Genomic DNA, 12,142 nt, shown 5'->3' on the forward strand with positions numbered 1-12,142 from the left:
GCCAGGCCCAGCGCGTCCACGATGTACTCGCCCTGGAGTCGGCCGACCCGCTCGTTGTCGAACGAGGCGTAGTAGTCGACGTGGTCGCTGCCCATCAGCAGCCGGTCGTAGGAGACCACGGGGATACCGGCGTCGGCGGCCTGCTGGAGCACGTTCGTCATCGCGGTGCCGTCGATGGCGGCGATCACCAGCAGGTCGACCCGCTGGGAGATCATGTTCTCGATCTGGGATATCTGGTTCTCGACCCGGTTCTCGCCGTACTGGAGGACCGTGTCGTAGCCGGCTTCCTCGAACTGCCGGACCATGTTGTCGCCGTCCGCGACCCAGCGTTCGGACGACTTGGTGGGCATGGCGATCCCGATGGTGCCGCCCTCGGCCTCGGGGTCCCGGTCGCCACCGCCCCCGCCTCCCCGGTTGGCGTCCTGGCCGCAGGCGGCCAGGAGCAGGGTGAGGGCGAGGGCGGCGCCGGTGGCGGCGGTCGCGCGGGTTGCGGCTCGTGCACGAGACATGACGGGGTCACGTCCTTCCGACTCGGTGGTGCTCGGTTCCTTGTGCCGTGCGGTGGTGCGTCGTGCGAGTCGTGCAGGTGGCGCTGTTCCTGGCGGTGGTCAGTGAGGGAAGTTGTTCGGTTGTGAGGGGCTGATTCTCCGTCAGCCGGCCGGAATGGGGAAGCGGTTGAGCGCCCCCGGCAGCCGGGACCCCAGCGGCGACATGGTGTCCTTGCCGGTGTCCGCGGAATCGGCGCCCAGCCGCGCCAGCAGGTCGAGGGCGAGCCGGCCGCGCCGTACCCGCTCCCGCGCGGTCTCCAGGGTGAGATCGCGCAGGTGCCCGCCGTACGGGTAGATGCCGGGCGCCTTGCTCAGCCCGAACTTCAGATAGATCGGCGCGCCGCGCCGGATCAGCTCGGCGATCTCGTGCATCCGCACATAACCGCCCAGGTCGTCGGGTGCCTCCAGATAGAAGTCGAGCGGGACGCGGCTGACCCGGCGGATCTCGGTGAGGTGATCCAGCGTCAGGTCGGAGGGGATGTTGACCGAGTCCCCGCCCAGGCCCTCGTGGACGGCGACGGCGGCCGGGTTCACCGGGCCGATCAGCGCGGAGACCTTGAGCGTGGTGTCGGCCGGCAGGTCGCCGCGCTCGCGCAGTCGGTGCAGCACCCACAGCACGCCCTCGTCGGCCACCAGCAGGCAGCGCACGCCGAGCGAGGCGGCGCGCAGCGCGTCCTCCACGCAGCCGGCCACGGCGGACTGGCCGCGCGCCCGCAGCCCGCCGCCGCCGGAGGCGGTACGGGTGCCGGCCCCGATGTCCCAGGTGCCGCGCGGCCCGGTGAACAGGCACAGCTCCACGCCGGCCTGCGCGGTGGCGTCCACCATCTCGGTGATCTCGGCGTCGGTGAGCATCCACACGCCGCTGCCCTGGCTGATCCGGTGGACGGGCACCTCCAGCCGGGCGGCCTCCTTCAGCACGGTGTGCAGCGCCTCGGGGCCCTCGACCGAGGGCACTTCGGTGCGCCAGCGGCCCCCGTCGGGGAAGGCGTGCGGGGAGGAGTCGGCGGGGTCACCGTCCGGTATGGCGTGGCCGAGCGAGACCAGGGCGGCCTCACCCGGTCGGCGGGGAATGGCGGCGGAATCGGACACGATGCTCCTGGAGAGATGGGGTCGCTAGGGCGTACAGAGTTCGGGTGGCGGGGCGGACGGTCGCACGGACCCCCGCGTGACGGGGCCGGACTAGGGCGTCAGCAGCACCTTTCCCACGCCGGGGTCCCCGCTACCGACGAGCGCGACCGCTTCGCCGAAGGACTCCAGTGCGAAACGGTGGGTCACCAGCCCGGCCGGACGCAGCAGCCCGGCGCCGAGGGCCCGCACCGCGTAGCTCCAGGCCGCGGGCGTCGCGCCGAACACCGAGGAGACGGTGAGCTGCGCGACCGACAGATGCACCGGATCGATGCCCGCCGCCCCGGCCTCCGGCATGCCGGTGAGCACCACCCGCCCGCCGCGCCGCGCCAGCAGCGTGGCGTCCCGGGCGGTGGACGGCGCCCCGGCGGTCTCCACCACCAGGTCGTAGCGGCCGTGCAGTTCCGCCGCCCCGTCCGGGCCGGCCCCGGTGGTGGCGCCGAAGCCGGTGGCCCGGGCCAGCGCACTCGGCCGCGGGTCGACGGCCAGCAGTTCGGCGGGGGAGGAGGCGGCCAGCAACTGGACGGCGAGCAGGCCGAGCGTGCCGGCGCCCAGCACGGCGACCCGCTCACCCGGGCGGGGGGCGGCGACCAGCAGCGCGGCGGCCACCACGGCGGCCGGCTCCAGCAGCGCGGCGGCGGTCTGGTCGGCGTCGTCCGGCAGCGGGTGCAGCAGCCGGGCCGGGACCACCAGGTGGTCGGCGAAGGCGCCGGGCCGCGTGAACCCGGTCTCCTCGTACCCGGCGGTGCACAGGCTGGTCTGCCCGGTGCGGCACCGCTCGCACACCCCGCAGGCCCGGAAGCCCTCGGCCACCGTCCCGCGGCCGGCCAGCGCCGGGTCGACGCCCTCGCCGACGGCTTCGACGGTGCCCGACCACTCGTGGCCCGGCACGATCGGATAGCGCACATAGCCGGGCGCCCGGGTGCCGTCGTACACCTCGCGGTCGCTGGCGCAGATCCCGGCCGCGTGCACCGCCACCCGTACCTCGCCGGGCCCCGGCTCCGGCACCGGACCGGTCACCAGCCGGTGCCGTCCCGGCTCCTCGACGAGGACGCTGCGTGTCGTGCCGCGCGTCACTTGCGGGTCCCCTCCCGCTTCTCCCAGCCCTCGGCCCACAGGTCGAACCTGGCCTGCTGCTGCGGGAACTCGGCGGCGGCGTCGGTGTCCAGCTCCACGCCCAGGCCCGGCTCCTCGGAGAGCGTGAAGTAGCCGTCGACGACCTCGGGCGCGCCCTTGACGACCTTCTTGATCTCGGCGTCCGCGAAGTCGTTGAAGTGTTCCAGGATCTTGAAGTTGGGGGTGCAGCCGGCCAGCTGGAGGCTGGCGGCGGTGAGCACCGAGCCGCCGACGTTGTGCGGGGCGATCAGCACGTAGTGGGTCTCGGCGGTGGCGGCCAGCTTGCGCATCTCGGAGATGCCGCCCAGGTGCCCGAGGTCCGGCTGGATGATGTCGGCGGCCTGCGACTCGAACAGCTCGCGGAACTCGATCCGGTCGTGGATGCGTTCACCGGTCGCGATCGGCAGCGTCGTCTTGGACGCGACCTTGGCCAGCGCCTTCAGGTTCTCCGGCGGCACCGGCTCCTCCAGCCAGGACGGCGCGAACGCCTCCAGCTCCTTCGCCAGCCGGATGGCGGTGGCGGGGGAGAACCGGCCGTGCATCTCCAGCAGCAGCTCGCGCTCGGGCCCGATCGCGTCGCGCACCGCCTCGACCAGGGAGAGCGAGCGGACGGTCTCGGCGTGGTCCAGCTCGAAGTTGCCGGTGCCGAACGGGTCCAGCTTCAGCGCCCGGTATCCGCGCTCCACCACGGTCAGGGCCGCCGCGTGGAACGCCTCCGGGGTGCGCTCGACGGTGTACCAGCCGTTGGCGTACGCCTTGATCCGGTTGTCCTCGGCGTTCGCCCGGCCGCCCAGCAGCTGCCACACCGGCACGCCGAGCGCCTTGCCCTTGATGTCCCAGCAGGCGGTCTCCACACAGGCGATCGCCGACATGACGATCTCGCCGGCCCGCCCGTAGTCGCCGTACTTCATCCGGCGCACCAGGTCCTCGACGGCGAACGGGTCGGAGCCCTTGATGTGGTTGACCTCCGCCTCCCGGAGGTACCCGATGAGGGCGTCGGTGCGGCCCAGCATCCGGGTCTCGCCGACGCCGGTCAGTCCCTCGTCGGTGTGCACCTGCACGTATGTGAGGTTCCGCCAGGGGGTACCGACGACATGCGTACTGATTCCGGTGATGCGCACGGGGACAGCCAACCTCTCGCTTGTTCGGTATTTCGACAGCTGTTCGAAATGCTGGCGTGAACGTAATGAGCGGCAAGCCCCTGTGTCAATGGTCCGGTCTACTCCACGCTGATTCGCTCGTGCGCGAGCTCCGCCAGCGCCGCCTGCCCCTGCGCGCTCGGGTGGAACCAGTCCCACTTGCTCAGATCGTCCGGCGTGAACCGGTAGTCGAAGACCGCCCCGCCGTCGTACCGGCACAGCGCATCGGCCTCGCACACCGACTCCAGCACCGCGTTGTACTCGACCACCCGCTCGCGCACCGTGTCGCGCCGCTCGCCCGCCTCCGTCGTGACCGCGACCGGATCGGCCAGCATCGACGGGCACACCGCCGCCACCCCCCACACCGTGCGGGCCAGCGCCGAACCACTGCCCTCCGACCACAGCCGCAGCAGATCCGGCACGCTCGCCACATAGATCTGGGTGTCCGGCAGCGACTCGCGGATGATCTGCACCGCCCGCTCGATGTCCGCCCGGAAGTCCTCCGTCTCGGTCATCAGCGTCGGGTCGGGGGCGCACGCGTCGTTCGCGCCCACCATGATCGTCACCAGCTCCGGCTCGTGCGCCGTGACCGCCCGCGCCTGAGCCGGCAGATCGGACGCCTGCGCACCCGACTCCGCCAGGTTCCAGGACTCCTCCGCCGCCAGCTGCTGCGCCAGCGACGGCACCTCCGGATCGGTCCCCGTGGCCCACGACACCTCGGGGCAGTCGGACAGCACCGAGCAGGCGTCGAACGCCCGGGTGATGGAATCCCCGATCGCCGCCACCGACGCCGGGCTGGTGTTCCACGCCGGCGCGGCCGGGGCACCCCCCTCGTCGGTGGCGCTCGCGGACCCGGGATCGGAACCGGCGGGAGTCGACGTACACCCGGCCAGCAGCGCCAGCGAGGCGGTGGCGGCGAGCATCGAGGCGAGTATGGGGCGGCTGACCGGCATTCAGTTCCCTGCCCTTGGGTCGTGGTGCGCTGGCTGGGCGGGGCCCGGTGCCACCGCCGCGCGGTAGCTTGGGTCCAGGCAACTGGACAGCAGGTGGGATCGGGCCCGTCATCCAGCGTAAAAGACATGACCTCATGTCACACGCTGTCCATTTTGCCGAGAAATGATCTACATGGTGTTTACTGATTCGTGCGCGGTACGGGGGGTGCGGGCGCTGGTAGGAAAGACCTGGAGGACCCGATGACCACACGAGGAGTCCTGTACGTACACTCCGCGCCGCGCGCGCTGTGTCCGCACATCGAATGGGCCGTGGCCGGTGTCCTCGGCAGCCGGGTGTCCCTCGACTGGATCCGACAACCCGCCTCGCCCGGCACCTGGCGCGCCGAACTGTCCTGGCTCGGGTCCCCCGGCACCGCCTCCCAGCTCGCCTCCGCGCTGCGCGGCTGGCACCTGCTGCGGTTCGAGGTCACCGCCGACCCCTCCCAGACGGCCGAGGGCGAACGCTACAGCTGCACCCCCGAACTGGGCATCTACCACGCGGTCACCGGCGTGCACGGCGACATCATGATCCCCGAGGACCGGCTGCGGGCGGCCACCGCGCGCGCCGCGCGCGGCGAGAGCGATCTCCAGGCCGAGATCACCCGGCTGCTCGGCAAGCCCTGGGACGACGAACTCGAACCGTTCCGGTACGCGGGCGAGGGCGCCCCCGTCCGCTGGCTCCACCAGGTGGTGTGACATGACCCCGGTCGGCTCCGAGGTCGGTTCGGTCGCGGTGCTCGGCACCGGCATCATGGGCGCGGCGATGGCCCGCAACCTGTGCCGCGCCGGACTGGACGTGCGGGTGTGGAACCGTACCCGCGCCAAGGCAGAACCGCTGGCCGCCGACGGCGCCCGGGTCGCGGGAAATCCGGCGGACGCGGTAGCCGGCGCGGACGCCGTGCTGACCATGCTGTACGACGGACCGGCCGCCCTGGACGCGATGCGGGCGGCGGCCCCCTCCCTCGCCCCGGGCACGGTCTGGCTCCAGTCCACGACCGCCGGGATGGACCCGCTGCCGCTGCTGGAGGCCTTCGCCCGCGAGCACGGCCTGCTGTTCGTGGACGCCCCGGTGCTCGGCACCCGGGGCCCGGCCGAGGCCGGCGAACTGACGGTCCTGGCCGCCGGCCCCGCCACGGCCCGCGACCGGCTCGCCCCGGTGCTGGACGCGGTCGGCTCCCGCACCGTGTGGGTCGGCGAGCGCCCCGGCGACGCCACCCGGCTCAAGCTCGTCTGCAACACCTGGGTGCTCGCCGTCACCCACGGCGCCGCCGAGACGCTGGCCCTCGCGGACGGGCTGGGCGTCGACTTCGACCACTTCCTCGACGCCATCGCGGGCGGCAGCCTGGACATGGGCTATCTGCGGGCCAAGTCCGCCGCGCTGCGCGGCCGGACCCTGACCCCGCCCAGCTTCGCCGTGGACACCGCCGAGAAGGACGCCCGGCTGATCGTGGCGGCCGGCGCGGCGGCGGGCGTCCGGCTGGACGCCACGGCGGCCGGAGCCGAACGCTTCCGCCGTGCCGCCGCCCAGGGCCACGCGGCGGAGGACATGGCCGCCTCCTACTTCGCCAGCTTCGAGGCCCCCGACCTGTCCTGACCGCCCAGGAGCGGGCCGTTCCGGCCCGTCCGTACCCCTCCCGGCCTCTCCTCAGCCGTCCGCACCCCGGTCCGGCCGGTCGCAGTGGCCCCGTTCGCGGCCCGCCCGCACCTGTTCCGGCCTTTCCCCGGCGGTCCGCACCCGGTCCGGCCGGTCAGGAGTGAACCCGCAGGATCTCGGCGGCCAGCTGCCGCATCCGTTCCCTGGCCTCCGGCGGCCCGGTCACGGTCACCGTGGCACCGAACGCCAGCAACCGCCGCACGTCCTCCACGCTCCGGCCCCGCACCGTGATCCGCAGCCGGGCCGGGCGGCGGCCGGACCCGTCGCCGCCCTCACGGTCGCCGCCCCGCTCGCCCTCGCCACCCTGCTCACCTTCCCCACCTTCCTCGCCCTCCACTGTCAGCTGCCGGCCGAGGATGCGCCGGGCCCGGTCCCGCTGGTCCGCGTCGATCAGGGCGTGGATGGGATACGCGTCCGGGTTCTCCCAGCGATCCGTCAGCTCCGCCGCCACCCCCCGCAGTGTCGCCCCGTCCCGCAGCCGCCGGGCCGCCCGCAGCGGCTCCCAGCCGGCCAGCCGCTCCAGCGCGTACAGCCGGGGCCGGCCCGCCGCGTCCGCCACCAGGTACCAGCGCCCGGCCTTCGCCAGCAGCCCGTACGGATCGACCACCCGCCAGCTCGCATCCGCGTCCCGCGCGCTGCGGTAGCGGATCCGCAGCCGCACCCCGCGCCGTACGTCCGCCACCAGCGCGGCCGGCGGCTGCCCTTCGGCGTCCCGGAAGAACCACGGCCGGTTGTCCGTCGTGACGACCGCGCTCAGCGGCAGCGCCCCGCCGCCGGGCGCCGGGCCGAGCCGCGCCCCCACCTTCCGGTGCGCGCGCCGGCTGCCGCCCGCAGCGCCCAGCTGTTCGCGCTGTGCGTCGTCCAGACCGTAGAGCGCCAGATGGTCGCGCTCCTCGGGCGTGAGCCGGGCGGTGTCGAACGGGCCGCCGGGCAGCAGCGTCACCCCGCCCCACCGGCCGCGCTGGATCAGCAGCGGGAAACCCGCGTCCTCCAGCCACCGCAGATCCCGCAGCACGGTACGGACGGACACACCGAGCTGCGCGGCCAGATCGGGGGTCGTCACGGCCTCCCGGGTCCGCAGGGCCAGCAGCAGGGAGAAGAAGCGATCGGGGGTCACGTGTCCGAGCCTCGCAGAAAACACGACGGAACCGGTCGGGTATGACCTGCATGCTCCGGTCGTTCCACCGCAACGACCCGAGGAAATGAGTGCCATGTCCGAGTCCATCAGCTTCATCGTCTACGTCACCGACGCACCCGCCTCCGCCCGCTTCTACGGGGACCTGCTGGAGAAGGAGCCCGGCTTCGTCACCCCCGGCTACATCTCCTTCGACCTCGGGCCCGGCGCCGACCTCGCCCTGTGGAGCGGACAGCTCGACAGGCCGGACCCGGCCGTCTCCCGGACCGGTGAGGTCTGCGTGTGCCTGCCCGGCGGTCCCGAGGAGATCGACCGCCGGTACGCGGCGTGGACGGCGAAGGGCGTCCGGGTGGTCAGCGAGCCGCGCGACGCGGTGTTCGGGCGGACGTTCGTCGTCGCCGACCCGGACGGCAACCTGATCCGCGTCGCCCCCGTCGACTGACGCCACCCGCCGCCCCCGGCCCCACGCCGGGGGCGGCGGCCCGGTCAGGACCGCTCGGTCAGCCGGCCCCGGCGCAGGGTCAGCACCCGGTCGGAGCGGGCGGCCAGCCGCTGCGAGTGGGTGACCACGACCACACACCGGTCCTGCTCGTGGGCGAGCGCGCGGAAGATGTCGATCACCCCCTCGGCCGTGTCCTCGTCGAGGTTCCCGGTCGGCTCGTCGGCGAACAGGAGATCCACCTCGCACGCCACGGCGCGGGCGACGGCCACCCGCTGCTGCTGCCCGCCGGACAGCCGCAGCACATTGCGGCCGGCCGTCTCCCGGTCCAGCCCCACCTGCTCCAGCACCTCCAGGGCGCGGGCCCGGCGGGTGCCGGTGGCGGGCCTGACCCGGGTGATCTCCATGGCCGCGGTGACGTTCTGGAGTGCCGTCATATAGGTGAGCAGGTTGTGCTGCTGGAAGATGGTGGCCGCGTGCCGGTTGCGGTAGCGGCCCAGGCCCAGCTCCGTCAGGTCCCGGCCGGCGAAGCGGACGGTGCCCCGGGTGGGGGAGTCCAGGCCACCGGCGAGGCTGAGCAGGGTGGTCTTGCCGCTGCCCGAGGGCCCCAGGATGCTGTAGAAGACGCCCCGTTCGAAGCTGTGGTCGATGTCCTTGAGCACGGTGGTCCCGCGACGCGGGCCCGGGTAGGTGTGGCTGACGCCGTCGAGACGGAGCAGCGGCGGTCGGGGGCCGGCGGTGGCCGGGCTGCCGGTGGTCATGGGGGTGGTCATGGGAGTGGTCACGATCCCTTCGTGAGGATGGCGCGGGGGCTGAGCCGGGTGACGGCGGTGGCGGGGACGGCGGTGGCGAGCAGGGCGATGCCGAGGCCGACGCCGCCCACGGTGGCCAGGGCCGCCGGGTCCATGCGGACCTCGATCGCGTCGATCGGGTCGGCGTTCTCCCCGGCCGCTCGTCCGGGGTGCGTCCCTCGTCGATGCCGGTGCTGCCGGGCGGCGGCGGTTCCCACGCGGCGAGCCGGTCGCGGGCCTCGGCCGCCTCGCGGCCCAGCAGCGCCTGGCCCGCGCGCTGGGTGAGATCCTCGGCGAACAGCGCGCTCAGCCCGATGGCCAGGGCCGCCACCGCCACGATCTCCAGGGCCTGCTGGGCGACGACGGCCCGTTTGCGCTCCCCCAGGGCCAGCAGGACGCCGTACTCGCGGCGCCGCTGCCGCACCGCCAGGAGGGTGAGCAGGGCGAGGACGGCGGCGCCCGCGAGGGTGGTGAGCCACATCGCGACGGTCGCGGTGGTGGTGACGCTCTCCAGCGGGCCGGTCATCTGCCGCAGCGCCTTGTCGTTGACCGTGAGGGCGAACCCGTCCAGGGCGTCCCCGGCGATCCGCTCCGCCTCCTCCTCGAACGCCGCCCGGTCACCGGCGTCCGCCAGGAGGAACGTCGCCCCTGCGGCCTGGACGGTGCCGTCACCGGCTCCGTTCAGCCGGGCGAAGCCGCCCACGGACGCGTACAGCAGGTGGGCCGGGTTGTCGTAGAACTCGGGGTCCGGCTCGGCGGTCGGGCGCGGGTCGCGGAAGATCCCCGCCACGGTGAACTCGGCGCTGTCCCCGCCCTCGTACGCGCCGACGGTCACGGTGTCGCCGGCGGTGAGGCCGTTGCGTTCCGCCAGCCGTTCCTCGATGAGCAGCAGCCGTTCGTCCCGGTCGGCGGCGCTCAGATGCTCTCCGGACAGCAGGGTGAAGTTGCCGCTGCGGAAGTCCGGGAGCAGCGCCGACTCCAGGACACCGGTGACCACCATGCCGCCGGGCACCACGTCCGCCATCCCGTTCTCCGGGCCACCGGGGACGCGCTCGACATCGTCGAGGATGCCGACGTTCCACATCGTGTAGGTGTACGAGCCGACCAGCGGCGACGCGCCGATCGCGTCCAGCACGGTACTGCTGACCTGCGGGGCGACCAGTCCGCCGCCGCCCGCGCCCAGGCTGTCGAAGTCCATCTCCAGGCGCACCTCGGCGCCCACCGCACGCGTGGCCGCCTCCTTCGCCTTCGCCGTGGCGCCGGTGATCAGCACCCCGGCCAGCACCATCACGGAGACGACGAGGAAGGTGCCCAGGGTGATCAGGGTTCTGGCCTTGCGGGACCACAGGCTGAGCCCAGCCCGTTTGATGACGCTCATGTCGAGGGTTCTCTCAGTCGGTGTCGAGGAGGAGGGAACGGGGGTGGAGCCGGAGGATCGCGATGCCCGGGACGACGGTGGCGAGTACCGAGATGGCCAGCGCGATCCCCGCGACGGTCGCCAGGTCGGCCGCGCCGACAGGGGGCACGGCGGTGAGGGAGTCCGTCGGCAGCGCTCCGGCGGGACCGGCGGCGAACCGGCAGGCAAGCGCGGCGAGTCCCACGGCCGGGAGGGCGAGGGCGGCGATCTCCACGGTGTGCTGGGCGATGAGCTTCGGCTTCGGCTCGCCCAGGGACAGCAGCACCCCCAGTTCGGCGCGCCGCTCCCGGATGCGGAGCAGCACGACGAGCCCGAGGATCACCGTCCCCGCCACCGTGGTCACCCGGACGGTCAGCCCGGCGAAGGCGCCCGCCCGCTGGAGGGGGAGCACCTGGTCCCGGTAGGCCCGGTCGTTGACGCGGACGTCGGACGGGTCCGCGCCCAGCAGCCGCCCGGCCTCGGAGTGCAGGGCCTCCGCCTGGTCCGGTGAACCGATGCGGTACACGGCCGTGACGGGTTCCGCCGCGCCCGCGCCGAGCCGTTCGGCCACGCCGACGGGCACGTACAGCTGGTTTCCGGGCAGTTCGTGCGGCGGCGTCCACACCGCCGGGTCCGGCGTCGTGTCCTGGTGGACACCGACGACGGTGAGCGGGACGGCGGGCCCGCCGCCGGCCGGCCGGAGGCGGATCGTGTCGCCCACCTCCAGGCCGTTGCGTTCGGCCAGCCGCCGCTCGACCACCGCGACATCGGCGCCCGCGTCCCTCGGGGTGATGCCGCGCCCGGACCGGATCGTGCTCGACCCGTAGGAGAACGGCAGCAGCAGCCCCGAGTCCCGTACCCCGAGCAGCGCGAGCGGTGGCTCCGCCTCCGGCGCCGCCTCGTCCGGCGGGGGCGCCCCGGCGTCCAGCGGCCGGAGGCCGGAGCCCTCGGCGCCCACCGGCAGCGACGGCGTGTACCGGTGCACTTGCGGGGCGGCGCCCAGCCGGTCCGCGAGCGCGGCGGTCAGGCCCGGGTCCCGGACCGTCACATCGACGCCGATCTCCCGCCGGGCGTCCGCCTCCTGGCGTTCGGCGGCGGCGCGCAGCACCGAGCCGCCCAGCAGCAGGGCGCAGATGACGGTGAAGAGGGCGGCCAGTGCGGCCGTGCCGGCCTTCCTCGCCCACAGGCTGTGCCCGGCGCGTTTGACGAAGTTCATGGTGCAGGACCCAAGCAGGGTTCCCTTTGCAGCGGGATAAGGGCGGGCGTCCTTATCCCGCCGCAATCCCGCGCGGGGTTGGATGGCGGCATGAGGGTTCTGATCGCCGAGGACCACCGCGTACTCGCCCGCACCGTCGCCACCGGACTGCGCCGCCAGGCGATGGCCGTGGACGTCACCGGCTCGGGTGCCGAGGCCGAGCGGATGTGCTTGCTCACCGCCTACGACGTGCTGATCCTCGACCGGGACCTGCCGGGGATGACCGGCGACGAGGTCTGCCGTCGGCTGCGCCGGCTCGCGGACCCGCCGCCGATCCTGCTGCTGACGGCGGCCGGCGAGCTCACCGACCGGGTGTACGGGCTCACCGCGCTGGGCGCCGACGACTATCTGGCCAAGCCGTTCGACTTCGCCGAACTCGTCGCCCGGGTCCGCGCGCTGAGCCGCCGCACCCCGTCCGCCGCCCCCGGCGTGCTGCGCCACGCGGACAACGTGGTGGACCCGGCCCGCCACGAGGCGCGCGCGGCGGGCCGGGTCCTGGAGCTGACGCCCAAGGAGTTCGCGGTGCTGCACCGGCTCACGCAGGCCCGGGGC

General features: G+C 73.8%; 13 protein-coding genes and 1 pseudogene. 4 read left to right on the forward strand and 10 right to left on the reverse strand.

The window, feature by feature from the left end; translation table 11 throughout:
• From ACFV5N_RS16685 to ACFV5N_RS16705, 5 genes are all read right to left on the reverse strand, one after another.
• Nucleotides 1-509: substrate-binding domain-containing protein (locus tag ACFV5N_RS16685; RefSeq protein ID WP_385599869.1), on the reverse strand; the 509-nt coding region annotated here is incomplete at its 3' end.
• A 141-nt stretch (nt 510-650) separates the two neighbouring features.
• Complete coding sequence (locus tag ACFV5N_RS16690; protein ID WP_385599872.1) at nt 651-1,637, reverse strand: hypothetical protein; 987 nt, start codon at nt 1,635-1,637, stop codon at nt 651-653.
• 90 nt (nt 1,638-1,727) lie between these two features.
• Nucleotides 1,728-2,750: a zinc-binding dehydrogenase gene (locus ACFV5N_RS16695; RefSeq protein ID WP_385599875.1), complete on the reverse strand. Its 1,023-nt coding sequence runs from the start codon at nt 2,748-2,750 to the stop codon at nt 1,728-1,730.
• Complete coding sequence (locus ACFV5N_RS16700) at nt 2,747-3,910, reverse strand: mandelate racemase/muconate lactonizing enzyme family protein (RefSeq protein ID WP_385599878.1); 1,164 nt, start codon at nt 3,908-3,910, stop codon at nt 2,747-2,749. The genes ACFV5N_RS16695 and ACFV5N_RS16700 overlap by 4 nt, the downstream gene beginning before the upstream one ends.
• Nucleotides 3,911-4,008: 98 nt before the next feature.
• The gene (locus tag ACFV5N_RS16705) at nt 4,009-4,881 is read right to left on the reverse strand and encodes an SGNH/GDSL hydrolase family protein (protein WP_385599881.1); all 873 of its coding nucleotides are present in this window, start codon (nt 4,879-4,881) and stop codon (nt 4,009-4,011) included.
• A 240-nt stretch (nt 4,882-5,121) separates the two neighbouring features.
• Between ACFV5N_RS16705 and ACFV5N_RS16710 the strand changes: the two genes are divergently transcribed.
• Together ACFV5N_RS16710 and ACFV5N_RS16715 are read left to right on the forward strand one after the other, a co-directional pair.
• On the forward strand, nt 5,122-5,616 hold the full coding sequence (locus ACFV5N_RS16710) for a DUF3145 domain-containing protein (protein WP_019433145.1): 495 nt from the start codon (nt 5,122-5,124) through the stop codon (nt 5,614-5,616).
• 1 nt (nt 5,617) lies between these two features.
• Nucleotides 5,618-6,514 carry an NAD(P)-dependent oxidoreductase gene (locus ACFV5N_RS16715; protein ID WP_385599883.1) on the forward strand — a complete coding sequence of 299 codons (897 nt, stop codon included), beginning with the start codon at nt 5,618-5,620 and terminating at the stop codon, nt 6,512-6,514.
• A 154-nt stretch (nt 6,515-6,668) separates the two neighbouring features.
• Here ACFV5N_RS16715 and ACFV5N_RS16720 read toward each other — a convergent pair whose 3' ends face one another.
• Nucleotides 6,669-7,691, reverse strand: a complete 1,023-nt coding sequence (locus tag ACFV5N_RS16720; protein WP_385599886.1) for a helix-turn-helix transcriptional regulator — start codon at nt 7,689-7,691, stop codon at nt 6,669-6,671.
• Nucleotides 7,692-7,785: 94 nt separating this feature from the next.
• On the opposite strand from ACFV5N_RS16720, the gene ACFV5N_RS16725 reads away from it, so the two are divergent.
• Nucleotides 7,786-8,151 (forward strand): VOC family protein, encoded by a 366-nt coding sequence (locus tag ACFV5N_RS16725; RefSeq protein WP_385599888.1) that lies wholly within the window; start codon nt 7,786-7,788, stop codon nt 8,149-8,151.
• 44 nt (nt 8,152-8,195) lie between these two features.
• Here ACFV5N_RS16725 and ACFV5N_RS16730 read toward each other — a convergent pair whose 3' ends face one another.
• The 4 genes and pseudogenes from ACFV5N_RS16730 to ACFV5N_RS16745 all read right to left on the reverse strand — a co-directional run bounded on the left by ACFV5N_RS16730 (nt 8,196) and on the right by ACFV5N_RS16745 (nt 11,551).
• Nucleotides 8,196-8,933: an ABC transporter ATP-binding protein gene (locus tag ACFV5N_RS16730; protein ID WP_385599891.1), complete on the reverse strand. Its 738-nt coding sequence runs from the start codon at nt 8,931-8,933 to the stop codon at nt 8,196-8,198.
• The gene (locus tag ACFV5N_RS16735) at nt 8,930-9,157 is read right to left on the reverse strand and encodes a hypothetical protein (RefSeq protein WP_385599892.1); all 228 of its coding nucleotides are present in this window, start codon (nt 9,155-9,157) and stop codon (nt 8,930-8,932) included. Before ACFV5N_RS16735 ends, ACFV5N_RS16730 begins: the two co-directional genes overlap by 4 nt.
• 134 nt (nt 9,158-9,291) lie before the next feature.
• Nucleotides 9,292-10,317: pseudogene (locus tag ACFV5N_RS16740) on the reverse strand (ABC transporter permease); the annotation flags it as partial.
• Between the two features lie 13 nt (nt 10,318-10,330).
• Complete coding sequence (locus ACFV5N_RS16745) at nt 10,331-11,551, reverse strand: ABC transporter permease (protein ID WP_385599895.1); 1,221 nt, start codon at nt 11,549-11,551, stop codon at nt 10,331-10,333.
• A 90-nt stretch (nt 11,552-11,641) separates the two neighbouring features.
• Here ACFV5N_RS16745 and ACFV5N_RS16750 point away from each other — a divergent pair.
• Nucleotides 11,642-12,142 (forward strand): response regulator transcription factor (locus ACFV5N_RS16750; protein ID WP_385599898.1); only part of this gene is annotated, 501 nt, incomplete at its 3' end.

It is taken from the genome of Streptomyces sp. NPDC059853, assembly GCF_042731495.1.
Taxonomy (GTDB): Bacteria; Actinomycetota; Actinomycetes; order Streptomycetales; family Streptomycetaceae; genus Streptomyces.